The organism is Pseudomonas sp. W2I6, from assembly GCF_030815935.1.
Lineage (GTDB): Bacteria > Pseudomonadota > Gammaproteobacteria > Pseudomonadales > Pseudomonadaceae > Aquipseudomonas.
The window spans coordinates 4,347,223-4,372,903 of the sequence record NZ_JAUSXJ010000001.1; the positions used below are offsets into that span (position 1 = coordinate 4,347,223).

At 62.9% G+C, this 25,681-nt stretch carries 27 protein-coding genes and 1 pseudogene; 5 read left to right on the forward strand and 23 right to left on the reverse strand.

The window, feature by feature from the left end; all coding sequences use genetic code 11:
* Position 1: 1 nt before the first annotated feature.
* The 4 genes from phnF to phnC all read right to left on the reverse strand — a co-directional run bounded on the left by phnF (position 2) and on the right by phnC (position 3,540).
* Positions 2-706: a phosphonate metabolism transcriptional regulator PhnF gene (gene phnF / locus QF039_RS19825; protein WP_023659262.1), complete on the reverse strand. Its 705-nt coding sequence runs from the start codon at positions 704-706 to the stop codon at positions 2-4.
* A 35-nt stretch (positions 707-741) separates the two neighbouring features.
* Positions 742-1,524, reverse strand: coding sequence for a phosphonate ABC transporter, permease protein PhnE (phnE, locus tag QF039_RS19830; protein ID WP_003210621.1), 783 nt, complete (start codon positions 1,522-1,524; stop codon positions 742-744).
* 148 nt (positions 1,525-1,672) lie between these two features.
* Positions 1,673-2,674, reverse strand: coding sequence for a phosphonate ABC transporter substrate-binding protein (phnD, locus tag QF039_RS19835; protein WP_003210622.1), 1,002 nt, complete (start codon positions 2,672-2,674; stop codon positions 1,673-1,675).
* Between the two features lie 32 nt (positions 2,675-2,706).
* Positions 2,707-3,540, reverse strand: a complete 834-nt coding sequence (phnC, locus tag QF039_RS19840) for a phosphonate ABC transporter ATP-binding protein (RefSeq protein WP_003210623.1) — start codon at positions 3,538-3,540, stop codon at positions 2,707-2,709.
* A gap of 495 nt (positions 3,541-4,035) precedes the next feature.
* On the opposite strand from phnC, the pseudogene QF039_RS19845 reads away from it, so the two are divergent.
* Positions 4,036-4,457, forward strand: a pseudogene (locus QF039_RS19845) (NUDIX domain-containing protein).
* Positions 4,458-4,587: 130 nt separating this feature from the next.
* Here the strand turns inward: QF039_RS19845 and QF039_RS19850 are convergent.
* Positions 4,588-5,484 (reverse strand): LysR family transcriptional regulator, encoded by an 897-nt coding sequence (locus QF039_RS19850; RefSeq protein WP_177008374.1) that lies wholly within the window; start codon positions 5,482-5,484, stop codon positions 4,588-4,590.
* A gap of 135 nt (positions 5,485-5,619) precedes the next feature.
* Here QF039_RS19850 and QF039_RS19855 point away from each other — a divergent pair, with 135 nt between their 5' ends.
* A complete protein-coding gene (locus tag QF039_RS19855) occupies positions 5,620-6,819 on the forward strand; it encodes an MFS transporter (protein ID WP_087694340.1) in 1,200 nt (399 codons plus the stop codon).
* Positions 6,820-7,004: 185 nt separating this feature from the next.
* Here QF039_RS19855 and QF039_RS19860 read toward each other — a convergent pair whose 3' ends face one another.
* The 10 genes from QF039_RS19860 to ccmA form a co-directional block, all read right to left on the reverse strand.
* The gene (locus tag QF039_RS19860) at positions 7,005-7,409 is read right to left on the reverse strand and encodes a hypothetical protein (protein ID WP_167663638.1); all 405 of its coding nucleotides are present in this window, start codon (positions 7,407-7,409) and stop codon (positions 7,005-7,007) included.
* Between the two features lie 15 nt (positions 7,410-7,424).
* Positions 7,425-8,618 (reverse strand): c-type cytochrome biogenesis protein CcmI, encoded by a 1,194-nt coding sequence (ccmI, locus tag QF039_RS19865; RefSeq protein ID WP_307520261.1) that lies wholly within the window; start codon positions 8,616-8,618, stop codon positions 7,425-7,427.
* Positions 8,611-9,084, reverse strand: a complete 474-nt coding sequence (locus tag QF039_RS19870; RefSeq protein ID WP_003210629.1) for a cytochrome c-type biogenesis protein — start codon at positions 9,082-9,084, stop codon at positions 8,611-8,613. The genes ccmI and QF039_RS19870 overlap by 8 nt, the downstream gene beginning before the upstream one ends.
* On the reverse strand, positions 9,081-9,617 hold the full coding sequence (locus QF039_RS19875; RefSeq protein WP_307520264.1) for a DsbE family thiol:disulfide interchange protein: 537 nt from the start codon (positions 9,615-9,617) through the stop codon (positions 9,081-9,083). Before QF039_RS19875 ends, QF039_RS19870 begins: the two co-directional genes overlap by 4 nt.
* Positions 9,614-11,602, reverse strand: coding sequence for a heme lyase CcmF/NrfE family subunit (locus QF039_RS19880; protein WP_087694319.1), 1,989 nt, complete (start codon positions 11,600-11,602; stop codon positions 9,614-9,616). Before QF039_RS19880 ends, QF039_RS19875 begins: the two co-directional genes overlap by 4 nt.
* Before the next feature lie 3 nt (positions 11,603-11,605).
* Entirely contained in the window at positions 11,606-12,061 is a 456-nt protein-coding gene (gene ccmE, locus QF039_RS19885; RefSeq protein ID WP_008434786.1) for a cytochrome c maturation protein CcmE, read from the reverse strand.
* Positions 12,058-12,234, reverse strand: a complete 177-nt coding sequence (gene ccmD / locus QF039_RS19890) for a heme exporter protein CcmD (protein ID WP_008434788.1) — start codon at positions 12,232-12,234, stop codon at positions 12,058-12,060. The genes ccmE and ccmD overlap by 4 nt, the downstream gene beginning before the upstream one ends.
* Positions 12,231-12,986 carry a heme ABC transporter permease gene (locus QF039_RS19895; protein WP_003210634.1) on the reverse strand — a complete coding sequence of 252 codons (756 nt, stop codon included), beginning with the start codon at positions 12,984-12,986 and terminating at the stop codon, positions 12,231-12,233. The genes ccmD and QF039_RS19895 overlap by 4 nt, the downstream gene beginning before the upstream one ends.
* An 85-nt stretch (positions 12,987-13,071) precedes the next feature.
* The gene (ccmB, locus tag QF039_RS19900; protein ID WP_003210635.1) at positions 13,072-13,740 is read right to left on the reverse strand and encodes a heme exporter protein CcmB; all 669 of its coding nucleotides are present in this window, start codon (positions 13,738-13,740) and stop codon (positions 13,072-13,074) included.
* A complete protein-coding gene (gene ccmA / locus QF039_RS19905) occupies positions 13,737-14,318 on the reverse strand; it encodes a cytochrome c biogenesis heme-transporting ATPase CcmA (RefSeq protein WP_003210636.1) in 582 nt (193 codons plus the stop codon). Before ccmA ends, ccmB begins: the two co-directional genes overlap by 4 nt.
* Before the next feature lie 252 nt (positions 14,319-14,570).
* On the opposite strand from ccmA, the gene QF039_RS19910 reads away from it, so the two are divergent.
* The 3 genes from QF039_RS19910 (at position 14,571) to QF039_RS19920 (ending at position 17,871) form a co-directional block, all read left to right on the forward strand.
* Positions 14,571-16,154: a flagellar hook-length control protein FliK gene (locus tag QF039_RS19910; RefSeq protein ID WP_032899324.1), complete on the forward strand. Its 1,584-nt coding sequence runs from the start codon at positions 14,571-14,573 to the stop codon at positions 16,152-16,154.
* Positions 16,151-16,480, forward strand: coding sequence for an EscU/YscU/HrcU family type III secretion system export apparatus switch protein (locus tag QF039_RS19915; RefSeq protein WP_003210638.1), 330 nt, complete (start codon positions 16,151-16,153; stop codon positions 16,478-16,480). Before QF039_RS19910 ends, QF039_RS19915 begins: the two co-directional genes overlap by 4 nt.
* A gap of 227 nt (positions 16,481-16,707) precedes the next feature.
* Positions 16,708-17,871: a hypothetical protein gene (locus QF039_RS19920; RefSeq protein WP_307520271.1), complete on the forward strand. Its 1,164-nt coding sequence runs from the start codon at positions 16,708-16,710 to the stop codon at positions 17,869-17,871.
* A gap of 33 nt (positions 17,872-17,904) precedes the next feature.
* Here QF039_RS19920 and QF039_RS19925 read toward each other — a convergent pair whose 3' ends face one another.
* The 8 genes from QF039_RS19925 to QF039_RS19960 all read right to left on the reverse strand — a co-directional run bounded on the left by QF039_RS19925 (position 17,905) and on the right by QF039_RS19960 (position 25,673).
* Positions 17,905-18,300, reverse strand: coding sequence for a DUF2802 domain-containing protein (locus QF039_RS19925; RefSeq protein ID WP_008434800.1), 396 nt, complete (start codon positions 18,298-18,300; stop codon positions 17,905-17,907).
* Positions 18,301-18,786: a chemotaxis protein CheW gene (locus QF039_RS19930; RefSeq protein ID WP_003210641.1), complete on the reverse strand. Its 486-nt coding sequence runs from the start codon at positions 18,784-18,786 to the stop codon at positions 18,301-18,303.
* Between the two features lie 73 nt (positions 18,787-18,859).
* The gene (locus QF039_RS19935; protein ID WP_003210642.1) at positions 18,860-19,663 is read right to left on the reverse strand and encodes a CheW domain-containing protein; all 804 of its coding nucleotides are present in this window, start codon (positions 19,661-19,663) and stop codon (positions 18,860-18,862) included.
* 151 nt (positions 19,664-19,814) lie between these two features.
* Positions 19,815-20,603: a ParA family protein gene (locus QF039_RS19940; RefSeq protein WP_003210643.1), complete on the reverse strand. Its 789-nt coding sequence runs from the start codon at positions 20,601-20,603 to the stop codon at positions 19,815-19,817.
* A 51-nt stretch (positions 20,604-20,654) separates the two neighbouring features.
* Complete coding sequence (gene motD / locus QF039_RS19945) at positions 20,655-21,542, reverse strand: flagellar motor protein MotD (protein WP_003210644.1); 888 nt, start codon at positions 21,540-21,542, stop codon at positions 20,655-20,657.
* A 15-nt stretch (positions 21,543-21,557) separates the two neighbouring features.
* Positions 21,558-22,298, reverse strand: a complete 741-nt coding sequence (locus QF039_RS19950; protein WP_003210645.1) for a flagellar motor protein — start codon at positions 22,296-22,298, stop codon at positions 21,558-21,560.
* On the reverse strand, positions 22,298-23,419 hold the full coding sequence (locus QF039_RS19955) for a chemotaxis response regulator protein-glutamate methylesterase (RefSeq protein ID WP_008434810.1): 1,122 nt from the start codon (positions 23,417-23,419) through the stop codon (positions 22,298-22,300). The genes QF039_RS19950 and QF039_RS19955 overlap by 1 nt, the downstream gene beginning before the upstream one ends.
* Positions 23,420-23,468: 49 nt before the next feature.
* Positions 23,469-25,673, reverse strand: coding sequence for a chemotaxis protein CheA (locus tag QF039_RS19960; RefSeq protein ID WP_307520278.1), 2,205 nt, complete (start codon positions 25,671-25,673; stop codon positions 23,469-23,471).
* Between the last annotated feature and the right edge of the window lie 8 nt (positions 25,674-25,681).

A 25,681-nucleotide genomic window follows, 5' to 3' on the forward strand; every position in this document is an offset into this window, starting at 1 on the left:
ATCAGGTCACCACTTGGTACTGGAAGCGATCCGAACGGCTGGTGGACTGCGCCAGCTCCACCGGGCGGCCGTCGCGATCGCGGGAAAGGGTGAATACGGTGAGCGCCGGCAAGTGCCGGGGCATCATCAGCAGTGCGGCTTCGTCGCGGTTGGGCAAACGCGCGCCGATCAGGCTTTGGGTGCGGGTCAACGGCATGTCGCGCTCACGCAGGTAGTGGCGCAGCGAGCCGCCGTTGTAGTCCGCCAGCAGCGGCGCATGGCTGGCGCAGTAACGGTGGCGGATCAGGCTGACCGGCTGGTGGTCGAGCTTGCGCAGGGTTTGCAGCTCGATCATCGGCGCCATCTCGGCGATGCCCAGTTGCTGGGCCTCTTCACGGCTGGCAAAGCAGTAGCGGCGCTTGAGCAGCATCGCTTCCACGCCCACGCCTTGGGCCGACAAGGACTGGCTGTAGGAGGTCTCGGCGCCCATCGGGTAAATCAGCGGGCGGTCCAGCACCTGGGTGCCCTTGCCCTGGCGGCGCAACAGGCTGCCTTCGAACACCAGCTCGTCGATGGCGCGGCGCAGGGTGTGGCGGTTGACGCCGAAGCGTTCAGCCAGTTGCACCTCGCCCGGCAGGAATTCACCGGCCTGGTAGCTGCTCAGTTCGCGGCGCAGGATGTCAGCGAGTTCGCGGTACACCGGCTCATCTTGTCTAGACAACTGCATGCTTAAAAAAAGCGCCCTGGGGCACCCCTCCGACGTCAGATGAACTGCTTGCGCAGGCGTTGGGACAGCACGTCGATACAGCTCACCACCACGATGATCACCAGCAGCACCGCGCAGGTCTGCACGAACTGGAACGCGCGGATGTTCTCCCAGAGGATCACGCCGATCCCGCCGGCACCGACCATCCCCACCACCGTCGCCGAACGCACGTTGGCCTCGAAGCGGTAGAGCGCGTAGGACACCCACAGCGGCATCACTTGCGGGATCACGCCGTAGATCACCTCTTGCAGGGCACTGGCACCGGTGGCTCGCACACCTTCAACGGGGCCCGGGTCGATGGCTTCGACGGCTTCGGCAAACAGCTTGGCGAGGACCCCGGTGGTACTGATCCACAAGGCCAGGACACCGGCAAAAGGACCGAGGCCGACGGCGACCACGAACAACATGGCGAACACCATTTCGTTGATCGAACGGAAGGCATCCATCACCCGGCGCAGCGGCTGGTGAATCCACCACGGCGTGATGTTGTCGGCGCACAGGATGCCCAGGGGCACCGAGCAGACGATCGCCAGCACCGTGCCCCAGAGGGCGATTTGCACGGTGACGATCATCTCCTTGAGGTAGGAGCGCCATTCGTGGAAGTCCGGCGGGAAGAAGTCGGCGGCGAAGGTCGCCATGTTTCCGGAATCGCGGTACAGCGCCAGCGGGTTCATCTCGGCGCCGTGCCAGGCCCAGGCCAGCAGGATCAGGAACAGGCCCCAGCCCAGGTATTGCGGCCAAGTCCTTTTGCCCACTGCTTCAGCATGCAAGGTAGTCATGGGTCACTCTCGGTGTAGGGTTGGAACTGGGCTTAATGTGGGAGCGGGCTTGCTCGCGAATGCGGTGACTCAGTCGCCGGATGCGTTGAATGACACACCGTATTCGCGAGCAAGCCCGCTCCCACATGAACCCGATTCCTACAGGGGGTTAGCCGTTGGCTGCGGTCTTCTTGTCCAGTTCGGTGATGCGCTCTTGCAGCTTGGCCAGGTCGGCGTCGATGTCGGCGAGCTTCCTGGCCTTGTCAGCCGCTTCCAGCTTGTCGTCGGCGCTGATGGTGGTGCGCTGCTTGAACAGTTCCAGTTGGCGGATCGGCAACAACTGGTCGTCGCTGGACTTGAGGAACTTGCCCAGTTGCATGTTCTTCAGCACGGCCTTCTCTTCGTCGGTGTCACCGTAGTTGGCGAAGAAGTCGCGGATCTTGGTCTTCTCGCTGTCGCTCAGGGCCTTGCTCCACACCATCGGGTCGGCCGGGATCAGCGGCGACTTCCAGATCACCTTGAGCATGGCGGCCTTGTCCGGCTGGGTGACTTCCAGGCGGTCCCAGCTTTCGGTGTTGAAGGTGGCGACGTCCAACTGCCCCTTGGCCACGCTCAATGCGTTGACTTCATGGCTGGAGTTGAGGGTTCGCTTGAACGCGGTGGCAGCGTCGACGTGGTTCTTGGCGAACACGTAGTAGCCGGGTACCAGGTAGCCCGAAGTGGAGTTCGGGTCACCGTTGCCGAAGGTCAGGTTCTTGGCGTTCTTGAGCATGTCATCGACGTTGTTGATCGGGCTGTCCTTGCGCACGATCAGCACGCTCCAGTAACCGGCAGCCCCGTTGGCGGCGGCGGTCTGGGCGAAGATTTCGCCGTTGGAACGGTCCACCGCTTCCATCGCGGCCTTGTTGCCCAGCCAGGCCACGTCGACCTTGTTGAAGCGCATGCCCTGGATCAGGCCGGCGTAGTCGGAAGCGAAGGTGGCGTTGATGGTGAGGCCGGTCTTCTTGTGCATGTCATCCAGGAAGGGCTGCCAGATGCTCTTGAGGTTCTGCGAAGACTCGGTGGACATGATGCCGAAATTGATCGCCTTGTCGGCGGCCTGGGCAGTGCCCATGGCCACGCTGGCAAGCAGCACGGCAGACAGAAACACATGACCGATACGGTTCAACATGGAGAGGATTCCTGTGGGTCGTTAGTAAGGTTTCAAGCGCGGGCCAGGGCCAACCGTGCGGGGACGACGGGTGTGCGGGTCTGGTCGGAAAACATCAGGCTGGTGTCGACATCGGCACCGTACAAATCGTTGAGGAACTGGCTGCTCAGCTCGCTGGCCTGGCCATCGAAGTGAATCCGCCCGCCCTTGAGCGCCACGGCTCGCGGGCAATAACGCATGGCGTAATCGACCTGGTGCAGGGTGACCACCACGGTCTTGCCGTCGCGGCCGTTGATGTCGGCGAGGATCTCCATGACCTTGCGCGCCGACTCCGGGTCCAGGGAGGCGATGGGTTCATCCGCCAGGATCACTTCGGCGCGTTGCGTCAAAGCGCGGGCGATTGCCACGCGTTGCTGCTGGCCGCCGGACAAGGTGGAGGCGCGCTGGCTGGCCAGGTCTGCCAGGCCGACGCGGGCCAGGGATTCCATGGCGAACTGTTTTTCCTCGGCATTGAACAAACCGAGGTTGCCGCGCCAGCGCGGCATGCGGCCCAGGCAACCGAGCAGTACGTTGTCGAGCACGCTCAGGCGGTTGACCAGGTTGAACTGCTGGAAGATGTAGCCGATGTCGGCGCGCAGGCGCCGCACCTTGCCATTCAACCGCCCGCTGGCCTGCACTTCCCGGCCCAGCACCTTGACGCTGCCGCCGTTGCTCTTGTCGCAACAGGCCAGGCCCGCGAGGTGGCGCAGCAAGGTGGACTTGCCGGAGCCGGAAGCGCCAATCAGCGCGACCATCTCACCGGTGGCAACGGTGAGTTCGAGGTCGACCAGCGCGGATTTCTTCGCAAAGGTCTTGTTCAGATGATCGACATGGATAGCTGGAGTCATGGGCTTCTCTGTCTGGTTGAACAGCCATCCGTGGCTGCGTTTGAGTTCAAACGACAGTAGGCGCGGGCTGTGTCAGCCCTATGACTTGCACATGACTGGAGTAAAACCGTTTGATGAAGGTTTGATGAAAGGTTGGAAGTAGCTGTAGGACGTTGATCGTTCCCACGCTCTGCGTGGGAATGCCGCCTCGGACGCTCTGCGTCCATTGAAGTCTTGCGCAGTGGTGACGCGGAGCGTCACGGGATGCATTCCCACGCAGAGCGTGGGAACGATCCATACCTAACCTGTGGCGAGGGAGCTTGCTCCCGCTGGGCTGCGCAGCGGCCCCAAGCCTGGGTGACACGGTCTGTCAGATGTACTGAAGTGGCTGACTTGGGCCTGCTTCGCAGTCCAGCGGGAGCAAGCTCCCTCGCCACAAGGTCTTCGCCCGGCATTGGAAATGTGCCGGACTGTGGTGCAATAGCTGGCCGCCAATATGTGCAAAAGGACAACGTGATGGCAAAAGACAAGGCATGTCCGGTCATCCTGCGAACCCGCCAATCCCTGGAAATCCTCGCCTTCAAACACCCACTGGCAGGTCTTCAACTGGTCAAGGGCAGCTTGGAGCCTGGCGAAGTACCGAGGCTGCGGCAGTTAGAGAGTTGCTTGAAGAGGCCGGGATAACCGGCAAGGTGATACGTGACCTGGGCACTTGGCACTCAGCGTCCACGGGGCATACATGGGCCTTTCATCAATGCCTGATCCCTGAAGACCTGCCAGATACCTGGACCCATTTTGCAGAGGATGATGGCGGCCACGAGTTCCAGTTCTTCTGGCACCCGCTGGCGAGCGAACCGTCAGAAGAGTGGCATCAGGTGTTTAAAGATGCCCTGGAGTTTCTAAAGCCGCGCCTTGCCGAGATCCAACTGGCAACGTAAATCCAATGTGGGAGCCGGGCTTGCCCGCGATAGCGGTGTATCAGCAACAGTTTCAAAACCTGATACACCGCTATCGCGGGCAAGCCCGGCTCCCACATTTTGATTTTCATCAGGTTCAAATTCGTCGGTGTTATTGGGCGGTGCGGGCACGCAATCGCGGCATCACAAAATCCAGAAACGCCCGCAGCTTCAGCGGCAACGGCGACTGCCCTTTGTGCACCAGGCTAATGGGCAGCGGCGCCGACTCGAACGCCTCAAGCACCACCGCCAACGCCTCCTCCCGCACTGCATCCGCCACTTGATACGAGAGTACCCGAATCACCCCAACCCCCAACGTCGCCGCCGCAATCGCCGCTTCTGCGGTGTTCACCGACAACCGCGAATGCACCGGTACCGAGAGCCCGGTTTTACCCGCGCCAAATCCCCACGCCCCTTGGGACGCCAGCACTTCGAAGGTGATGCAGTCATGCCCCGCCAAGTCCTGGGGCTCAGCGGGTATGCCGCGAGCGGCCAGGTATGCCGGGCTGGCGCACACCACCCGCCGCACCGTGCCCACCTGCATGGCCTTGAGCGAGCTGTCGGGCAACTCGCCAATGCGCACCGCGACGTCGCAGTGTTCTTCCATCAGGTGCACGACGCGGTCGGTGAGGATCAGGTTGATGTCGATCTCCGGGTACTGCGCGAGGAATTCCGCCACCACCGGCACGATGTGCAGCCGCCCGAAGACCACTGGCGCGGTAACCACCAGTTCGCCCCGGGGCTGGGAATATTCGCCAGTGGCCGCGCGCTCGGCCTCGCTGATGTCTTCAAGAATGCGCCGGCACGCGTCGAGGTAAGAGGCGCCGGCATCGGTCAACGACAGCTGGCGCGTGGTGCGGTGCAGCAGGCGGGTTTTCAGGTGCGTCTCAAGTTCAGCCACCTTGCGGCTGACGCTGGCCAGCGGCATGTCGAGGCGCCGCGCCGCAGCGGTCAGGCTGCCTGCATCAACCACGGCAACGAAGATGGACATGGATTCAAGACGGTTCATGGCAACCTATCAAATTCTGGAAGGATGATTCCAAATCCTAGGGGATTATCCTGCCAAGCGCGAGTGCGTAACGTTGGCCACTCATCTCCTTCCCGGAGATCTGCATTGAAGGAGAGCGCCGTGAGTGGCCTGCCGATGACATCCCAACCTTCCACAGCGCCTGCGGTCGCGCCGCGCGGCAAGATCATCATGATGGCGGTGATCGCCGGCGCGGTGATTACCAATATTTACTGCACCCAGCCGATCCTGCCGCTGATCGCTTCGGACATGGGCGTAGACGTGACCACCGTGGATCTGGTGGCCGGTTCCGCCCTGCTGGGTTTTGCTACCGGGCTGGCGTTGCTGCTGCCGATGGGCGACCGTTTTGACCGCCGCAAGCTGGTGCTGGGGCAGATCGCCCTGGCGTTCTGTTTCGCCCTGGCGGCGGCGTTTTCACCGGGCATCTGGGCGCTGATCGGGGCGTCTTTCGGCTTGGGGATTGTGAGCTGTGTACCGCAGCAACTGGTGCCATTCGCGGCGGTGATGTCGCAGCCCCACGAACGCGGGCGCAATGTGGGCACGGTGGTCAGCGGGATCATGGTGGGCATCCTGCTCGGGCGCACGATCGCCGGCGTAGTCGGTGAGGCTTATGGCTGGCGGGCGGTGTACGCGATGGAGGCGGCCTTCATGATCCCGGTGTGGATCGGTGCCGCCAGGCTGCTGCCACAGGGCGTGCCGAGCACCAACCTGTCCTACCCTCGCCTGCTGGCTTCGCTGTGGCCGCTGATGCGCGACAACAGCCCGATTCGCCAATCAATGATGGTGCAGGCGTTGTTGTGGGCTTGCTTCAATGCGTTTTGGGTGAATCTGGCAGCACTGTTGGCTCATGGGCCATGGCAATTGGGCAGTGCCTGGGCAGGTGGCTTCGGGATTATCGGTGCGGCGGGTGCGTTGGCGGCGTCGCTCGGTGGGCGGGCTTCCGACAGGCTGGGTTCGCGCAAGGTGATTGGGGCGAGTATCGGGATTGTGACCTTGGCGTTCCTGCTGCTGGCGGGTGCCGAGACTTCGATTATCTTGCTGGTGCTGGGGGTGATCGTGCTGGATATCGGCGTGCAGTCGGGCCTGGTTTCCAACCAGACCCGGGCGTTTGCGGTGGACCCGAAAGCCCAGGGCCGCATCAATAGTTTGTACATGACGGCGACGTTTTTTGGCGGTGCGGTGGGGGCGACAGTCAGCGGCTGGTTGATGGCGCGGTTGGGCTGGATGGGGATTGTGGAGTTTGGGGTGATGCTGGGGGTGATTGCCGGGGTGGTCCACTGGACAAGCGCGCCCAGGCAGACTGAGGAGCTGGCGTAATTTCAAATCAAACGAGATTCAAAATGTGGGAGCGGGCTTGCTCGCGAATACGGTATATCAGTGCCCGATTTGTTGGCTGACACGCCGTATTCGCGAGCAAGCCCGCTCCCACATTTGAGCTTTGTTGTTGGGTGGACTGTATTCCAAACCAGCCATGAAAAAGGCGACCCGAAGGTCGCCTTTTTTCATTGTGCGTACTGCTTGCTCAACCCCGGCGGTACGCCATGGACATCGGTCTCTTCCCAAGGCCCGTTCGGGCTGATGGAGCGGCTCCAGCCGTTGCTCCAGCGGTAGTAGGTGCGCTGGCGGTAGAACGTATCGGCCTGCTCGTCCAGCACGTACACCTGCATCTTGCCGTCCCAGTGGCTGGCCGCACCCGGTGGCGGTGCGAAGGTCGGCGAGGAGCTCGGCACCGGCTTCGACGGTTTGATCACTGGGCCTGAGGGCTGGGTGCCTGGCTGTGTGCTCGGCTGGGTCGACGGCCCTGTCGGTGGAATAGTCGGCCCGGTAGGCGACGGAGGCCGATGGACCGCACAAGCACTCAACCCCAGTACCAGGCTGAGCAGGGTGATACGTGCGATAGCGGTCATGGGCATTTCCTCGAATTATTGGTCCGGACTGTCGATGGTCAGCTGCTGCAGCGCAGTGGTGCTGCTGGCCAGGGGTTGGCTGCGGCCGATCCACTCGCCAGCTGTGGGAGCACCTGCCCGGGATATGCGCGCAACCAGTTGGACTTCGGGAAAGTTGGACAGTTTCAACTGCGGCATCATCGCGTCGCTGTCGCCCAGCTCGACGGTGATCGGCAGGTCGGCCACGGTCACGCGCTTGGCCGCCAATGGCGCCGGCGGGCCTTTGACGGCACGGGCGAAGATGAACACGCTGTCGGTCGGCAGGGCCTTGGCCTTCACATCGGCGGCCAGGTCCACCCGCACTTGCATCTGTTTTTCTGCCTTCACGGGCGCCACGCTACCGCCGCTTTCCTTGAGCTTCTCGGCGGCCCGGTCGATCCCGCCTTGCAGCGCGGCACGGGAATTGTCGTCCGGTGGCAGTTGCGCCAGCAGGCGGTTCCAGTAGTCGATCGCTTCCTGGTAACGCTGGCCTTCAAAGGCGGCGATGCCCAGCAGGCCGAGGCTGGTGACTTCCTTCGGGTCGAGTTTCAGTGCTTCGTCGGTCAGGGCCTGGACCTTGGGCGACCACTGTTTGTTGTCGGCAAAGTACTGGGCCTGGGCCCACTGGCCGAGCAACTCGGGCTGGCGACCGGCCAGGGCCACGGTGCGCTCGAAGATTTTCGCCGCATCGGCGGAACGGTCCTGGGCCATGTAGGCGCGACCGAGGAAGTACAGGCCTTCCGGCGAATCCGGCTGGGCCGCTGCGGCGCGCTCCAGGCGGCGGGTCATGTCTTCCATGGACACCGGCGGCTGGGAGAATTCGCGGGTCAGTTCGACCTTGTCGCTGGCACCGTAATGCAGGTACAGCGCCACGCCCAGCACCGGCACCAGAAAGGCCGCGAGCAACGGCAACGGTTTGCCGAGGCGCGACTCCCGAGGCTTTTCCACGCCCTCGGTATCCGCCAGCAACTCGCGAGCTGCTTCAGCGCGGCCGCTGTCCAGCTGGGCCGCATCCAGCACGCCTTCGGTCTGCTGGGTTTGCAGTTCCGCCACGCGTTCCTGGTACAGCGCCACGTTCAAAGCAGTGCGATCCTCTTCACGCTGGGCACGGCGGCCGCGTAACACCGGGATCAGCAGGAAACTCAAGGCAATCAGAAGCAGCAGACCTGCTGCGAGCCAGAAATCAATCATCAGTTTTTTTGTCCAGCAGTTGGTCGAGGCGTTGACGCTCGTCGACGGAAAGCGAGTCCGAGCCATCGGCCGGGGCGACACGACGGCGGCGCACAATCACCGCCATAACGACTAAGCCTGTGAGCAACAACCCGGCGGGGCCGAACCACAGCAGCGCAGTCTTGCCGGTGAGCGCCGGCTTGTAGCGCACGAAGTCACCGTAGCGGTCGACCATGAAGTCGATGATCTGCTGATTGTCCTTGCCCTCGCCGAGCATGCGGAAAATCTCTTTGCGCAGGTCGGCGGCGATCGGTGCATTGGAGTCGGCGATGTCCTGGTTCTGGCACTTGGGGCAGCGCAGCTCCTTGGTCAGTTCGCGAAAACGCTCGCGGTCTCCGTCCTTGGCAAATTCGTAAGTGTCGATGGCGGCGTGGGCCACGCCGACCATGCTCAAGCCCAATACCGCGGCGGCTAACCAACGCTTCATGGCTTGGCCTCGTCCACCAGTGCCTGGTACTTGGCGGCCAGTTGCTCGCGCCACACCACTTCGTCGATCACGCCCACGTACTTGTCGCGGATCACGCCCTTGGCATCGATGAAGAAGGTTTCCGGGGCGCCGTATACGCCGAGGTTCAGGCCGAGGCTGCCGTCTTCGTCGCGGATATCCAGTTGGTACGGGTTGTGGAATTCCGCCAGCCACTTCAAGGCGGCAGCATTGTCGTCCTTGTAGTTGATGCCGTAGATCACCACGCCCTTCTCCGCCAGCTTGTTCAGCACCGGATGCTCCACGCGGCAGGAAATGCACCAGGTGCCCCACACGTTGACCAGGGCCGGTTTGCCCAGCAAATCAGCCTGGGTCAGGGTCTTGTCGCCCTGCACCGTCGGCAGCGAGAACGCCGGGAATGGCTTGCCGATCATGGCCGACGGCAACTCGGCCGGGTCCAGGTACAGCCCGCGATACAGGAACACCGCCACCACCAGAAACGCCGCCAGCGGTAACACCATCAACCAACGCTTCATACTGGCGCTCCTTGCAGACCGAGGGCTTCACGCACCCGGCTCTTGACCTTGACCCGGTAGCGCCGGTCCATCGCTGCCAGCAAACCACCGAAGCCGGTGAGCAGGCCGCCGAACCAGATCCAGCGCACAAACGGTTTGACGTGGACCCGCACGGCCCAGGCGCCATCGCCCAACGGTTCACCCAGGGCGACGTAGAGGTCGCGGGTGAAACCGGCGTCGATCCCGGCTTCGGTCATCATCGAGCTTTGCACGGTGTACAGGCGTTTTTCCGGGTGCAGCACGGCGATTTCCTTACCGTTGCGCACCACACGTACGGTGCCTTTGTCGGAGGTGAAGTTCGGCCCTTCGAAGTGCTTGGCGCCTTCGAAAATGAAGTGATAGCCGGCCAGGTCCATGGACTCGCCGGGGGCCAGGCGCAGGTCGCGCTCGGCGCTGTTCTGGCTGGACAACACCACACCCAGGGCGCACACGGCGATGCCGATGTGGGCGACCTGCATGCCCCAGTAACTGCGGGTCATGGTCGGCAAGCCTTTGATCAAACCTTTGTGGCGGGTCTTGTCGATCAGGTCGCGTACACCGGCCAGCAATACCCAGGCCGCGAGCATGAAGGTGGCAAGCACGGCCCAGTTGAAGTCGCCGTAGGCAATCCCAGCGATCACCGCCAATGCGGCGCTGCCCAGCAGTACCGGGGTGAGCATGCCCACCAGCCATTTCACCGGGGTGTCTTTCCAGCGCACCAGTACGCCGACCGCCATCACCACCATCAGCAGCGCCATCAAGGGGATGAACAGCGCGTTGAAGTACGGCGGGCCGACGGACAGCTTGGCGCCGCTCAGGGCATCCAGCACCAGCGGGTACAGGGTACCGAGCAGAATCATCGAGGCCGCCACCACCAGCACCAGGTTATTACCCAGCAGCAGGGTTTCCCGGGACCAGAGGTTGAAGCCCACGTGGCTCTTGACCACTGGCGCACGCAGGGCGAACAGCGTCAGGGAGCCGCCGACCACGAACAGCAGGAAGATCAGAATGAACACGCCGCGCTCCGGGTCGGAGGCAAACGCGTGCACCGAGGTCAGCACGCCGGAACGCACCAGGAACGTACCCAGCAGGCTCAGGGAAAACGCGGCGATGGCCAGCAACACGGTCCAGCTTTTGAACACGCCGCGTTTTTCCGTGACCGCCAGCGAGTGAATCAGCGCGGTGCCCACCAGCCAGGGCATGAAGGAGGCGTTTTCCACCGGGTCCCAGAACCACCAGCCGCCCCAGCCGAGTTCGTAGTAGGCCCACCACGAGCCCAGGGTGATGCCGATGCCGAGGAATGCCCAGGCGACGATGGTCCACGGCCGCGACCAGCGCGCCCAGGCGGCATCGAGACGCCCGCCGAGCAAGGCGGCGATGGCGAAGGCGAAGGCGACCGAGAAACCGACGTAGCCCATGTAGAGCATCGGCGGGTGCACGATAAGGCCGATGTCTTGCAGCAGCGGGTTGAGGTCGTGCCCGTCGACCGGGATCTGCGGCAGGATGCGGGTGAACGGGTTGGAGGTCATGATCAGGAACAGCAGGAAGCCGATGCTGATCATGCCCATCACCGCCAGCACCCGGGCCAGCATCACCTGCGGCAGTTGGCGGGAGAAGATCGAGACGGCAAAGGTCCAGCCGCCGAGGATCAATGCCCACAGCAGCAACGAACCTTCGTGGGCGCCCCACACGGCGCTGAACTTGTAGTACCAGGGCAAGGCGCTGTTGGAGTTATTGGCCACATACGCGACAGAAAAGTCGTCGGTCATGAAGGCGTAGGTCAGGCAACCGAAGGCGAACACCAGAAAGGCGAACTGGCCCCAGGCAGCCGGCTGGGCCAGGCTCATCCACAAACGGTCACCGCGCCAGGCGCCCAGCAACGGGACCACGGCCTGGACGATGGCAAAGCACAGGGCGAGGATCATCGCCAGCTGGCCCAACTCCGGAATAAACAGTGCGGACGTCATGACTTAGCCCTCCTTGGCAGGGGTCGGGGCGGATTGGCCGCTGTCTTTGAGGGCCTTGGTGACTTCCGGCGGCATGTATTTTTCATCGTGCTTGGCCAGCACTTCGTCGGCCACGACCACGCCGTCGGCGTTGAGCTTGCCGAGGGCGACGATGCCCTGCCCTTCGCGGAACAGGTCCGGGAGGATGCCGCGGTAGGTGATGGTCACGGACTTGTTGAAGTCGGTGACGATGAACTTGACGTCCAGGGAGTCCCCGGAACGTTGCAACGAGCCTTTCTCGACCATGCCACCGGCACGGATTCGCGTGTCCAGCGGCGCTTCGCCGTTGGCGATCTGGGTCGGGGTGTAGAACAGGTTGATGTTCTCCCGCAGGGCGCTCAGGGCCAGGGTCACGGCAATGCCGACACCGGCCATGATGGCCAGGATGATCAACAGACGCTTTCTACGCAGCGGATTCACTTTTCGGTCTCCCGGCGCAAACGACGCGCCTCTTGTTGCAGGTAACGCTTGCGGGCCAGGATCGGCGCGGCGACGTTGAGGGCCAGCACCGCCAGGCAAATGCCATAGGCCGTCCAGACGTACAGGGCGTGATGGCCCATGGCGAGAAAATCACTGAAAGAGTTGAAGCTCATCCACGGGCTCCCAGGCTGTTTTGCACTTCGGCCTTGACCCAACTGGTGCGGGCTTCACGCTTGAGCACTTCGAGGCGCATGCGCAGCAGCAGCACGGCGCCAAAAAAACAGTAGAACCCCAGCACCATCAGCAGCAGCGGCGCCCACATTTCCACGGGCATTGCCGGCTTTTCGGTGAGGGTGAAGGTGGCGCCCTGGTGCAGGGTGTTCCACCACTCCACCGAGTATTTGATGATCGGGATGTTGATCACGCCGACGATCGCCAGCACCGCGCAGGCCTTGGCGGCGCTGTCACGGTTGCTGATGGCGTTGCCCAGGGCAATCAGGCCGAAGTACAGGAACAGCAGGATCAGCATCGAGGTGAGTCGCGCATCCCATACCCACCACGAACCCCAGGTCGGCTTACCCCAGATCGCGCCGGTGACCAGCGCCACGGCGGTCATCCAGGCACCGATGGGCGCGGCGCATTGCAGGGCCACATCCGCCAGTTTCATCTTCCACACCAGGCCGACGATGCCGCACACCGCCAGCATCACGTAGCAGGACTGGGCCAGCATCGCGGCAGGCACGTGGATGTAGATGATGCGAAAGCTGTTGCCTTGCTGGTAGTCCGGCGGCGCAAAGGCCAGGCCCCAGACCAGGCCGATGCCGATCAGCAATACCGCGGCGATGCTCAACCACGGCAGCAGTTTGCCACTGATGCCGTAAAACCATTTGGGCGAGCCGAGCTTGTGAAACCAGGTCCAGTTCATGCTGTTTCCATCACGGTTGCTTCTCGTCGTTGCGAGAAGCTTAGGGTCTTTACTGGTTAAGGTTCTATCGCTTAACCAGACCTCATTATTCGCCGACGCTGATCTTCAGGCCAGCCGCTATAGCAAAGGGTGTCAGGGTTACCGCCAGGGCGGCCAGGCTGCCAAGCCACAGGAGGTAACCGGTCGCCGGCATGCCCTGGAGCGCGGCTTGCAACGCGCCGCTGCCCAGGATCAACACCGGGATATACAAAGGCAAGATCAGCAGGGCCAACAACAGGCCACCGCGTTTCAAACCGACGGTCAGTGCCGCACCTACGGCGCCCAGTAGACTGAGAACCGGCGTGCCAAGCAACAAGGAAAGGAGCAACACCGGCAGGCATTCGGTGGGCAACCCCAGCATCATCGCCAGCAGCGGCGCGAGCAATACCAGCGCCAGGCCGGAAAACGCCCAGTGTGCCAGTACCTTGGCCAATACCAGAAGTGGCAGGGGGTGCGACGAAAGGACCCACTGTTCGAGGGAACCGTCTTCAAAATCACTGCGAAACAGCCCGTCCAGCGAGAGCAGGACTGACAAAAGCGCCGCCACCCAGACCAGTCCCGGAGACAAGGTTTGCAACAGTTTAGTCTCGGGGCCCACCGCCAACGGGAACAGCGCGATCACAATCGCGAAGAACACCAGCGGGTTGGCCAATTCGGCCGGACGGCGACAGAGTAACCGCGCTTCGCGGGCGACCAACAGGGCAAATACGCTCATACCGCCCACCGGCCCAGGTCGAGGTCGCGGTAACCGGCGGGCATGCGCGTCAAGGTGTGGTGAGTGGTCAGGACCACCATGCCGCCCTGCTCGCAGTGCGCGGCAAGGTGTTCTTCCAATTGGGCAACGCCTTGTTTGTCGAGGGCGGTGAAGGGTTCGTCGAGAATCCATAGCGGCGGGCCGTCGAGATACAAACGGGCCAGGGCCACGCGGCGCTGCTGGCCGGCGGACAGGGTGTGGCAGGGAACGTCTTCGAAACCCTTGAGGCCAACCGCGGCCAGCGCCTGCCAGATCGCCTCGCGGCTGGCGGGATGATGCAGGGCGCTGAGCCAACTGAGGTTTTCTTCAGCGGTAAGCACATCCTTGATTCCGGCGGCGTGGCCGATCCAGATCAGGTTGCGCGCCAGCTCGGTGCGCTGCTCGTGCAACGGTTTGCCGTTGAGCCGCACTTCCCCCGCCGTCGGCTGCATCAGCCCGGCCAGCAGGCGCAACAGGCTGGTCTTGCCGCTGCCGTTGGGGCCGCTGACCTGCACCATGTCGCCGCCCGCCAGACGCAGTTCGAGGTGTTCGAACAGCATCCGCAGGTCACGTTCACAGGCGAGCGCTACGGCTTCTAGAAGAGGGCTGGTCAAGAGATCGCGGGCCTTTACGGTTCAAGTCGGCGGTGGAACGGCCGTTAAAGAGATGCACATTAACTGCTTTGGCGACCGTTTTTAGAGAGCTGGATCAATCAGTTGTGTTGTTTTTAACGCTCTCTTTGAAGACGGGCGGCATTATACATGTGATGCCCTACTCTAAAGAGGGCAATTTCCCCTGAGACGGCGCGCACGATGACCGGTGAGATCAATCTTCCCACGCTCCCCCCGACGCTTCCGGCCGGGCCTGCGCCCGCGCCTGCAGCGGGCGAGTTGCTGAAACTGCTGGAGCCGCAGACCGGCCTGATCGACCCCGGAAAAACCGTAAATGCCGAGGTGCTGGCACTGAAACAAGGCGGCGATGCCTTTCAGTTGCTGCTCAAGCTGACCCTGGAAGGCGGCCGGCAAACCCTGGTGCAGGCCAGCAGCAGCCAGCCGCTGCCGCTGGGTACCCAGGTGGAAGTCAGCCAGACGCCGTCGGGCAATTTGTCCATCAGCCTGCAGCAGGCCCTGAGTTCCAGCGTCGCTGCGCTGACGCGTATCGACACCAGCCAGTTACCGGTGGGCACCCTGCTGCAAGGCAAGGTGCTGACCACCCAGGCGCTGCCACAGGGCGCCAACCAGCCGGTGGTGTATCGCTCACTGGTGTCGGTGCTCAATAACGTCCTCAGCGGCGCGACCCTGACCGTCGAAAGCCCGCAGCCCTTGCGCGTCGGCAGCCTGCTCAGCGCCGTGGTGCAAAGTGCGCAGACCTTGAGCTTTGTACCGCTGAGCGGGCGCCAGGACCAATTGGCCGTGGCCCAGCAACTCTCCACCCAGCAAAGCCGCCAGGGCTCGCTGGACGTGGTGTTCACCGCGCTGCAAAGCCTGCCGGCGACCAGCAGCGACAGCACCGGGGCCGACCTGCGCGCCGCCGCCGAGCGTTTGCTCGCCGGCCTGCCCGACCTGGCCCAGGCCAGCAACCCCAAGGTGCTGGCGCAACTGATCCAGAACAGCGGGACCTTCCTCGAAGCCAAGTTGCTGGCCGGGCAAAACCCGCAGATACCGCCGCTGGACATGAAAGGCGCGCTGCTGCGCTTCGTCGCCGACCTGCTGCCATCCCTGCCCGCCAGCACCAATCTGAATGCGATCCTCGCTGCCAACACCCTGGCGCAGTTGCTGCCCAGTTTCGTACGCAGCCCGCTGGGCACCCTCGGCCAGGTCGGCGCCAGGCAGGCGCCCGCAGGCTTTCCGCTGCCCGATCGGCTGATGCAACGCCTGGAAGGTGAAAGTGACCTGGAAAACCTGCTGCGCCTGGCCGCCGGGGCCATCTCCCGCCTGCAAAGCCATCAGCTGTCGAGCCTGGAGCAGACCGGTACCACCGCCGACGGCAAGCTCTTGACCACCTGGCAGCTGGAAATCCCCATGCGCACCTTGCAGGACATCGTGCCGTTGCAGGTCAAGTTCCAGCGGGAAGAACCGGCGCCCGACAAGGAACAGCCGGAACGCAAGGACAGCAAGGATCCCAAGCAAATGCTCTGGCGCGTGGAAATGGCGCTCGACATGGAGCCGCTCGGCCCGTTGCAGGTCCAGGCGCAACTGAGCCAGGGCAAACTGTCGAGCCAGTTGTGGGCGACCCGGCCCTTCACCGCCAGCCTGATCGAAAGCCACCTGGGCAGCCTGCGCGAGCGCCTGGTGTCGTCGGGACTCAACGTCGGCGACCTCGACTGCCACCTCGGTACCCCGCCACGGGGCCCGAAAACCGGGCTTGAACAACGCTGGGTGGATGAAACCGCATGAAAAACCCCAACCCGCCCCGCCAGGCCATCGCCCTCAAATACGACGGGCAACAAGCGCCGACCCTGACCGCCAAGGGCGACGATGCCCTGGCCGAAGCCATCCTCAAGCTGGCCCGGGAGAACGAAGTCCCGATTTACGAAAATGCCGAGCTGGTCAAATTACTGGCACGCATGGAGTTGGGCGACAGCATCCCGGAAGAGTTGTACCGCACCGTCGCCGAGATCATCGCGTTTGCCTGGACGCTGAAGGGCAAGTTCCCGGTGGGCTACGACCCGGACGCGGGGCCGGTGGAGCGGGATGTGACGGAAAGAGGCGACGATTATTAAGGTGGGAGCCGGCTGATCGTTCCCACGCTCTGCATGGGAACGCCACCTCGGACGCTCCGCGTCCAACCGGCGCTGCAACGTTCAAGTCTTGCGCAGGGGTGACGCGGAGCGTCACGGGATGCATTCCCACGCAGAGCGTGGGAATGATCAGTTGCGGTGGGTGGTGTATAGCAATTATATCTTTCGAGGTATAGATTATCCCGAACCCGATAGTTCAGGATAAACCCATGAGCCCTACCCGCCCGATTCTCAGTCGAAAGCTACTCGCCGAAGCGCTCGCCCGTGATATGGCAGGCGAGTCATTTGCCGACTACAGCTCCGGCATGTTCCTCGCGGCTCCGCGCCGTACCGGCAAGAGTACGTTCCTGCGCAACGACCTTATCCCCGAGTGCAAGGCCCGGGGCTGGCTGCCGGTGTACGTGGACCTGTGGATGAACCGCGAAATCGACCCCGCCGAACTGATCTCCGGCGCTATCGGCAAAGCCCTGGGCGAGTTCGAAAGCGCAGTGAGCAAGGCGGCCAAGAAAGCCGGTATCGATAAGATCAGCCTGCTGCGCACCTTGAGTTGGGACTTCACCAAACCGCAATTGCCCGCCGGCACCACGCTCAGCCACGCCCTGGACGTGCTGCACCAGGTCTCGGGGCAAATGATCGTGCTGATCGTGGACGAGGCCCAGCACGCCCTCAACAGCGAAGGCGGGGTGAACGCGATGTTCGCCCTCAAGGCGGCACGGGATCATCTCAACGGCAGCAGCACGGCCGATGGCCTGCGCCTGGTCTTCACCGGCTCCAGCCGAGACAAACTCGCCAACCTGGTACTCAAGAGCAAACAACCGTTCTTCGGCGCCCATATCACACCGTTCCCGCTGTTGAGCCGGGATTTCGTCGAGTTCGTGACGGACCTCTGGAACCAGCGCCTGGCCGCGACCAACCAGTTCAACCTGGAGGACATGGACTATGCCTTCCAGCTCGTTGGCCGGCGCCCGGAAATGCTCAACACACTACTGACCGAAGTGAGCGTGGGTCTTGGCGAGGCCAGCAACCTTGGCGAGTTGCTGAGGACCGGGGCACTCAATCACCAGGCCGGCATCTGGAGCGATTACGAGAGCGCCTACAACGACCTCTCGCCGCTGCAACAGGCGGTACTTGAAGTGATGGGCGAACGAACCCTGGGCAAGCAGGCGTTCTCGCCTTTTGCGGAGAAAACCTTCCAGGATGTGAACCGCAAGCTGGAACAGGCCCAGGTCGAGCCGAACGCCAGCACACCAAACGTGCAGAAAGCACTGGAAGTGCTGCGGGAGAAGGAGTTGGTCTGGAAAGCCAACCGTGGTGAATATGCTTTGGAGGACTCGACCATGGCCGAATGGCTGAGCAACCGACACCGGCTATAAGCTGCAAGCAATACCGCTTGCAGCTCGTAACCTTCAGTTGTCCTTGTGCAACCGGCTCATCAACTGCGCTTCAGCCTGGGTCAACCCACAGGACTGGGTCAGCTCATCCACCGTGGCGCCCATGCCCACCAGCTTCGCCGCCTGGGCGAATGAGAGGCTCGACGGGTCACGCTGCTCGAGTGCCGACAGCTTGTCCGGCAACGGCGCCAGCACCGAACGCAGCTCGTGCACTTCATCACCCACACGCACCGCACTTTGCTGGAAGTGGTCGACCCGCTTGGCCAGCTCCAGGATCCGCCGGTCGCGCACAGCGTCGCGCTCGACTTGTCGAGTGGCCAATTCCCGTTGCTGGCGAACATAACGCAGCAGGAAGCCCAGGGTCCCGGCCCAAAGGATGGCCAGGACGATCACCGCTACCTCAAGAAACAATCAGATATTCTCCAGGTCCTGCCACTCTTCTTCGCTCATCATCTTGTCCAGCTCAACCAGAATCAGCAGTTCGCCGTTCTTGTTGCAGACACCCTGGATGAACTTGGCCGACTCTTCATTGCCGACGTTCGGCGCAGTCTCGACTTCGGATTGGCGCAGGTAAACCACTTCCGCCACGCTGTCGACCATGATCCCGACCACTTGCTTGTCGGCTTCGATGATCACGATGCGGGTGTTGTCGTTGACTTCGGTCGGCACCAGGCCAAAACGCTGGCGGGTGTCGATCACGGTCACCACGTTGCCGCGCAGGTTGATGATGCCCAGCACATAGCTTGGGGCACCCGGAACCGGAGCGATTTCGGTGTAGCGCAGCACTTCCTGCACACGCATCACGTTGATGCCATAGGACTCGTTGTCCAGCTTGAAGGTGACCCATTGCAGGATTGGATCATCCACCAGACCTTGTGCGGACACTGACTTGTTCATACTCCAGACCCCTTCAAATACCGTTGGTTACGGTGTGTGTTCTTGGGCAGCGCCGTAGCGCTGCTGCTTGTTATCAAGTGCGTTTGTTCAGCGGCATGGCTTTTACCGCGCCGCTGGCAATCAACTCCGCCAGTTCGGCGACATCCAGCAACGCGCACATGTGCTCGATCACAGTGCCCGCCAGCCATGGCCGCTGGCCTCGGTGGCTGCGCCATTTGATTTCGTTCGGGTCCAGGCGCAATGAGCGGCTGACCTGATGCACCGCCAGCCCCCACTCGTAGCCCTGGACCGAAATAACGTATTGCAGGCCCTGGCGGAAGTCATCGCGGTAGCGGTCGGGCATCACCCAACGCGCGGTGTCCAATACCTTCAAGTTGCCCTGCTGGCTCGGCAGGATCCCGAGGAACCAATCCGGCTGGCCGAACAACGGCGTCAACTCCTGGCCTTCCAGGGAGTAGATCGACCCCAGGCACACCAGCGGCACGGCCAGGGTCAGCCCGGCGACATCGAACAGCAAACATTCGAACGGCTCCGCAGCCCACACCGGGCGACCGTCGCCCTGTACCGGCGGCGGCGTGATGCTCGGCGGGAGGTGAACCTCAACCACCGGCTCCACCACTACAGGCGCAATCACCACAGGCTCGACGGGCACAGCAACCGGTACAGGAACGGCTACGGGAACCACCAACGCATCACGGGCCTGCTCTTCCAGGACCGCCAGCTGAAACTCGTCCAGGGCAGCAGGTTCAGGCTCGATGACTTCATCGAGGATCAGAATCGGCTCCGGCATGTCCTCGGTGGCGTCCTGGAGCAAAGCGTCCAGGTAGGACTCCAGCGCCAGTTGCGGCCGGGTCTTGAAATCAACGGGACGGTTCATCTGTATGCCCACGCGCAAGCCCCATCAACCCTGTATTCAGAGGTTATCGGCCTGTGAGTGTCCGGACTTGAATCGAGAGCCGGTTTGGTCAGGAAAACCACGGCGTCTGCATCGCTGGCAAGCCAGGCTCCTACAGGACTGTTTATGACCATCACGCCACCTGCGCCACAAGTTGCTGGGACAACAGGTGCTTGAGCAACGCCCGATACGCCAGCACCCCACGGCTCTTGCCGTCGAACTGCGACGGCGTCAGCCCTGCCCGGCTCGCATCCCGCAGGCGCGTGTCCACCGGGATGTAGCCTTGCCAGATAGTGTCCGGATAAGCATCGCGCAATACCCGCAAGGTGCCGAGGGACGCCTGGGTACGGCGGTCAAACAGGGTCGGCACGATGCTGAACGGCAGCGCCTGCTTGCGCGAGCGGTTGATCATCGCCAGGGTGCTGACCATGCGCTCCAGGCCCTTGACGGCCAGGTGCTCGGTCTGCACCGGGATCACCAGCTGTTGGCTGGCGGCCAGGGCGTTGACCATCAGCACGCCGAGCAACGGCGGGCTGTCGATGATCGCGTAGTCGAAGTCCTGCCACAGCTGCGCCAGGGTCTTGGCGATCACCAGGCCCAGGCCGCTCTGCCCCGGCGACTGGCGCTCAAGGGTGGCCAGGGCGGTGCTGGACGGCAACAGCGAGATCTTTTCATTGCTGGTAGGCAGCAACAGTTGCCCCGGCAAGTCGGCCGGCACGCTGCCCTTGTGCAGGAACAGGTCGTAGCAACTGTGTTCCAGGGCATCCGGGTCATAGCCGAAATAGCTGGTCATGGAGCCGTGGGGGTCCAGGTCGACCACGACCACACGCTTGCCGGCCTCGGCCAGCAAGCCGGCCAAGGCGATGGACGTGGTGGTTTTACCGACACCACCCTTTTGATTGGCAACTGCCCAGACTCTCATTCGGATTGTTCCTCCCGGCAGGCACAGGCTCGACCGAGAAATTGCATGGGGTTATAGAGCCGGTGACGGAGAATTGACGGCACTCCCGCGAACCGGCGCCTTTACGGGCGCTGGTGCAGTTTGTGTGCCAGCCCGCTTCAAGGCGGCATCCGGTGTTGCATTGGCAGTGCCGGTACCGGTCAGGCTGCGGCGCACGTCCAGGTTGCGCGACACCACCAGCACCACCCGACGGTTGCGCGCACGGCCTTCCGCCGTGGCGTTATTGGCCACCGGCTGGAACTCGCCGTAACCCACCGACGCCAGGCGCCCGGGGTTCACACCCTGCATCGCGAGCATTCGTACAATACTCGCCGCCCGGGCCGAAGACAGCTCCCAGTTGGTCGGGTACTGCGCGGTACTGATCGGCAGGTTATCGGTAAAGCCTTCAACGTGGACCGGGTTTTCAAACGGCTTCAGGATCGCCGCCACCTTGTCGATGATGGTAAACGCCTGGTCGCTGGGCATTGCATCGGCACTGGCGAACAGCAGGCTGGAATTGAGCTCGATCTCGACCCACAACTCATTGCCGCGCACGGTCATCTGGTTGGAGCTGATCAGGTCGCCAAAGGCCGCGCTGATGTTATCGGCGATGCTTTTCAGCGGGTCGCTGGTGCCACCGATGCCGGCGGCGGTTTCATCGCTGTCGTTGACCAGCGGCTTGGCCGGGGTCACGGTCTTGGGGCGTTCTTCGCCAATGGGTATCGGCTTGAGGGCGCGGTCAGCGTCGTTGAACACGCCAATCAGCGCCTGGGAAATGACTTTGTACTTGCCTTCGTTGATCGAGGAAATGGAGTACATCACCACAAAAAACGCGAACAGCAACGTAATGAAGTCGGCGTAGGACACCAGCCAGCGTTCATGGTTGACGTGTTCTTCAGGCTCGCGGCGGCGACGGCTCACAACAAATACCTCCCATCAATCCATGAAGCCCTGGAGCTTCAATTCGATGGAGCGCGGGTTTTCACCCTCGGCAATCGAGAGGATGCCTTCGAGCAACATCTCGCGATAACGCGACTGGCGCAGGGCGATCGACTTGAGCTTGCTGGCCACCGGCAACAACACCAGGTTGGCACTGGCCACGCCGTAGATGGTGGCGACGAACGCCACGGCAATCCCGCTGCCCAGTTGCGACGGATCGGCCAGGTTGCCCATCACGTGGATCAAGCCCATCACCGCACCGATGATGCCGATGGTCGGCGCGTAGCCGCCCATGCTTTCAAAGACTTTGGCAGCGTTGATGTCGCGGCTTTCCTGGGTGTAGAAGTCCACTTCGAGGATGCTGCGAATCGCTTCCGGCTCGGCGCCGTCCACCAGCAGTTGCAGGCCTTTGCGCGCGTAGCTGTCGGGCTCGGCATCGGCCACGCCTTCCAGCCCGAGCAGGCCTTCCTTGCGCGCCGTGAGGCTCCAGTTGACCACGCGGTCGATGCCGCCCGGCAAGTCGACACGCGGCGGGAAGATAATCCAGATGAGGATCTGCATCGCGCGCTTGAACGAACTCATGGGCGACTGCAACAACGCCGCGCCCACGGTGCCGCCGATCACGATCAACGCCGCCGGGCCGTTGGCCAGGGCGCCCAGGTGGCCGCCTTCGAGGTAGTTGCCGCCGATAATCGCGACAAACGCCATGATGATGCCAATCAGGCTCAATACATCCATCAGAGGCAAGCCTCCACCAGGTGCTTGCCGATGTCGTCCAGGCTGTAGACGGCGTCGGCCAGGTCGGCCTTGACGATGGCCATGGGCATGCCATAGATCACGCAGCTGGCTTCATCCTGGGCCCAGATCGCGCTGCCGCCCTGCTTGAGCAGGCGCGCGCCTTCACGGCCGTCGGCGCCCATGCCGGTCAACACCACCGCCAAAACTTTGTCGCCGTAGGATTTGGCCGCAGACCCGAAGGTGATATCCACACACGGCTTGTAGTTCAGGCGTTCGTCACCCGGCAGGATTTTGATCGCACCACGGCCATCGACCATCATCTGCTTGCCACCGGGGGCCAGCAGCGCCAGACCCGGACGCAGGATGTCGCCATCCTCGGCTTCCTTGACGCTGATGCGGCACAGCTTGTCCAGGCGCTCGGCGAACGCCTTGGTGAACGCGGCCGGCATGTGCTGGATCAACACGATCGGCGCCGGGAAGTTGGCCGGCAATTGGGTCAACACCCGCTGCAAGGCCACCGGGCCGCCGGTGGACGTACCGATGGCCACCAGCTTGTAGGCCTTGCGCTTGGGCGCAGGTGAATGCGCGGCGGGCGCAGCCGTACGCACCGGGGCGGCGGCCGGGCGCGCAACCGGTGCCGGCGCCGGGCGACCAAAGGTGCTCGGGGCGGCCGGTGGCGGCGTAACGGGAGCGGGCGCCGGCGCACTGAACAGGCTGCGACGGTTACTGCGGGAGATGCTGTGCACCTTCTCGCAGAGCATCTGCTTGACCTTCTCGGGGTTGCGCGAGATGTCTTCGAAATTCTTCGGCAGGAAGTCCACCGCGCCGGCATCCAGCGCATCCAGGGTGACCCGGGCGCCTTCGTGGGTCAGCGAGGAGAACATCAACACCGGCGTCGGGCAGCGCTGCATGATGTGCCGCACCGCCGTGATGCCGTCCATCATCGGCATCTCGTAGTCCATGGTGATCACGTCCGGCTTGAGCGCCAGGGCCTGATCGATCGCCTCTTTGCCGTTGGTGGCCGTGCCGACCACCTGGATATTGGAATCCGATGAAAGAATTTCCGAGACGCGGCGGCGGAAGAAACCCGAATCGTCCACCACCAGGACCTTGACTACCATAAACACTCCGTTAGGCCGGGCGAGGGACAACCGCCCTGCCCGGGCCGAATCAAATACGCCGTGCGGCGTAACGCTTGAGCATGCTCGGAACATCCAGAATCAGCGCGATCCGACCGTCACCGGTAATGGTCGCACCCGACATGCCCGGGGTTCCCTGCAGCATTTTGCCCAAAGGCTTGATGACCACTTCTTCCTGGCCCACCAGTTGATCGACCACGAAGCCGATACGCTGGGTGCCCACGGAAAGAATCACCACATGGCCTTCGCGCTGCTCTTCATGCTTGGCCGAAGCCACCAGCCAGCGCTTGAGGTAGAACAGCGGCAACGCCTTGTCGCGCACGATCACCACTTCCTGGCCGTCCACCACGTTGGTGCGCGACAGGTCGAGGTGGAAGATTTCGTTGACGTTGACCAGCGGGAAGGCGAACGCCTGGTTGCCCAGCATCACCATCAGGGTCGGCATGATCGCCAGGGTCAACGGCACCTTGATGACGATCTTCGAGCCCTGGCCCTTGGTCGAGTAGATGTTGATCGAGCCGTTGAGCTGGCTGATCTTGGTCTTCACCACATCCATGCCCACGCCACGGCCCGACACGTCGGAAATCTCGGTCTTGGTGGAGAAGCCCGGGGCGAAGATCAGGTTGTAGCACTCGGTGTCGGTGAGGCGGTCGGCGGCGTCCTTGTCCATCACCCCACGCTTGACTGCAATGTTGCGCAGTACCGTGGGGTCCATGCCTTTGCCGTCATCGGTGATCGACAGCAGGATATGGTCGCCTTCCTGTTCGGCCGCCAGGATCACTTTGCCCTGGCGGTTCTTGCCCGAGGCTTCGCGCTCTTCCGGCGTCTCGACACCGTGGTCGACCGCGTTGCGCACCAAGTGGACCAGCGGATCGGCCAGGGCCTCGACAAGGTTCTTGTCGAGGTCGGTTTCTTCACCCACCAGTTCCAGGTTGATCTCTTTCTTGAGCTGGCGTGCCAGGTCGCGAACCAGGCGCGGGAAACGGCCGAAGACTTTCTTGATCGGCTGCATCCGGGTCTTCATGACGGCGGTCTGCAGGTCTGCGGTGACCACGTCGAGGTTCGACACGGCCTTTTGCATGGCCTCGTCGCCACTGTTCAGGCCCAGGCGCACCAGGCGGTTACGCACCAGCACCAGTTCGCCGACCATGTTCATGATGTCGTCCAGGCGCGCGGTATCAACCCGCACGGTGGTTTCGGCTTCACTGGCCGGTTGCTTGTCCGGGGCCGGGGCAGCCGTGGCAGCCCGGGCCGGGGCTGGAGCCGGAGCCGCTTTCGCTGCGACAGGCGCGGCAGCCTTGGCGGCAGGAGCCGGTGTTGCGACAGCCGCGGCAGCAGCCGGTGCAGCAGCGCCGACCACTTCGGTGAACTTGCCCTTGCCGTGCAGTTCATCCAGCAGGGCTTCGAATTCGTGATCGGAGATCAGTCCATCGGCGGCCGGCGCAGCAGCGGGTGCCGCAGGCGCGGCGGCCGTTGCGGCGACTTCCGGCAGAGCCTCGGCGGCAAACGAGCCTTTGCCGTGCAACTGGTCCAGCAGCGCTTCAAATTCGTCGTCGGTGATTTCATTGCTGACGGGCGCCGCGGCTTCCGTTGGCGCTGGCGCTGCGGCCACCGCGTCCGGGGCAAACTGGCCCTTGCCGTGCAACTGGTCGAGCAACGACTCGAACTCGGCGTCGGTAATGTCTTCGGTGGTCGGCACCATGGCCGGCGCACTGGCTGCCGGCGCTTCGGCTTCGGCCTTGACGGCGTTCAGCGAGTCCAGCAGTTGTTCAAATTCACTGTCGGTCACGTCGCCCGCAGGCTCGGCAACCGGCTCAGCCACCGCTTCCACCACGGGAGCGTTGGCCGCAGGTTCCGCCAGGCGCGCCAGGGCGGCCAGCAGTTCCGGCGTGGCGGCAGTGATCGGTGCGCGCTCGCGCACTTCACTGAACATGCCGTTGACCGCGTCCAGTGCTTCCAGGATCACGTCCATCAGTTCCGAGTCGACGTGCCGCTCACCCTTGCGCAGGATGTCGAACACGTTCTCGGCGATGTGACAGCACTCCACCAGCTCGTGGAGCTGGAGGAAGCCGGCGCCCCCTTTTACAGTATGAAAACCGCGAAAAATTGCATTGAGCAGGTTCGCATCATCCGGTCGGCTTTCCAGCTCGACCAGTTGTTCGGACAGTTGCTCTAAAATTTCGCCGGCCTCTACAAGGAAATCCTGAAGGATTTCTTCATCGGCGCCGAAGCTCATGGGTGTGC

What these genes read in the sequence shown, in the direction of transcription:
- QF039_RS19860 (WP_167663638.1), bottom strand. Translation starts at nt 7,409, where the DNA reads ATGACCGCTATCGCACGTATCACCCTGCTCAGCCTGGTACTGGGGTTG.
- phnD (WP_003210622.1), bottom strand. Translation starts at nt 2,674, where the DNA reads ATGTTGAACCGTATCGGTCATGTGTTTCTGTCTGCCGTGCTGCTTGCC.
- ccmA (WP_003210636.1), bottom strand. Translation starts at nt 14,318, where the DNA reads ATGCTGTTCGAACACCTCGAACTGCGTCTGGCGGGCGGCGACATGGTG.
- QF039_RS19960 (WP_307520278.1), bottom strand. Translation starts at nt 25,673, where the DNA reads ATGAGCTTCGGCGCCGATGAAGAAATCCTTCAGGATTTCCTTGTAGAG.
- QF039_RS19955 (WP_008434810.1), bottom strand. Translation starts at nt 23,419, where the DNA reads ATGGTAGTCAAGGTCCTGGTGGTGGACGATTCGGGTTTCTTCCGCCGC.
- QF039_RS19935 (WP_003210642.1), bottom strand. Translation starts at nt 19,663, where the DNA reads ATGAACCGTCCCGTTGATTTCAAGACCCGGCCGCAACTGGCGCTGGAG.
- QF039_RS19870 (WP_003210629.1), bottom strand. Translation starts at nt 9,084, where the DNA reads ATGAAGCGTTGGTTAGCCGCCGCGGTATTGGGCTTGAGCATGGTCGGC.
- phnC (WP_003210623.1), bottom strand. Translation starts at nt 3,540, where the DNA reads ATGACTCCAGCTATCCATGTCGATCATCTGAACAAGACCTTTGCGAAG.
- QF039_RS19915 (WP_003210638.1), top strand. Translation starts at nt 16,151, where the DNA reads ATGAAAAACCCCAACCCGCCCCGCCAGGCCATCGCCCTCAAATACGAC.
- QF039_RS19895 (WP_003210634.1), bottom strand. Translation starts at nt 12,986, where the DNA reads ATGAACTGGACCTGGTTTCACAAGCTCGGCTCGCCCAAATGGTTTTAC.
- QF039_RS19910 (WP_032899324.1), top strand. Translation starts at nt 14,571, where the DNA reads ATGACCGGTGAGATCAATCTTCCCACGCTCCCCCCGACGCTTCCGGCC.
- QF039_RS19880 (WP_087694319.1), bottom strand. Translation starts at nt 11,602, where the DNA reads ATGACGTCCGCACTGTTTATTCCGGAGTTGGGCCAGCTGGCGATGATC.
- phnE (WP_003210621.1), bottom strand. Translation starts at nt 1,524, where the DNA reads ATGACTACCTTGCATGCTGAAGCAGTGGGCAAAAGGACTTGGCCGCAA.
- QF039_RS19875 (WP_307520264.1), bottom strand. Translation starts at nt 9,617, where the DNA reads ATGAAGCGTTGGTTGATGGTGTTACCGCTGGCGGCGTTTCTGGTGGTG.
- QF039_RS19855 (WP_087694340.1), top strand. Translation starts at nt 5,620, where the DNA reads ATGACATCCCAACCTTCCACAGCGCCTGCGGTCGCGCCGCGCGGCAAG.
- phnF (WP_023659262.1), bottom strand. Translation starts at nt 706, where the DNA reads ATGCAGTTGTCTAGACAAGATGAGCCGGTGTACCGCGAACTCGCTGAC.
- QF039_RS19850 (WP_177008374.1), bottom strand. Translation starts at nt 5,484, where the DNA reads ATGAACCGTCTTGAATCCATGTCCATCTTCGTTGCCGTGGTTGATGCA.
- ccmI (WP_307520261.1), bottom strand. Translation starts at nt 8,618, where the DNA reads ATGATTGATTTCTGGCTCGCAGCAGGTCTGCTGCTTCTGATTGCCTTG.
- ccmB (WP_003210635.1), bottom strand. Translation starts at nt 13,740, where the DNA reads ATGAGCGTATTTGCCCTGTTGGTCGCCCGCGAAGCGCGGTTACTCTGT.
- QF039_RS19920 (WP_307520271.1), top strand. Translation starts at nt 16,708, where the DNA reads ATGAGCCCTACCCGCCCGATTCTCAGTCGAAAGCTACTCGCCGAAGCG.
- ccmD (WP_008434788.1), bottom strand. Translation starts at nt 12,234, where the DNA reads ATGAGCTTCAACTCTTTCAGTGATTTTCTCGCCATGGGCCATCACGCC.
- QF039_RS19940 (WP_003210643.1), bottom strand. Translation starts at nt 20,603, where the DNA reads ATGAGAGTCTGGGCAGTTGCCAATCAAAAGGGTGGTGTCGGTAAAACC.
- QF039_RS19930 (WP_003210641.1), bottom strand. Translation starts at nt 18,786, where the DNA reads ATGAACAAGTCAGTGTCCGCACAAGGTCTGGTGGATGATCCAATCCTG.
- QF039_RS19950 (WP_003210645.1), bottom strand. Translation starts at nt 22,298, where the DNA reads ATGGATGTATTGAGCCTGATTGGCATCATCATGGCGTTTGTCGCGATT.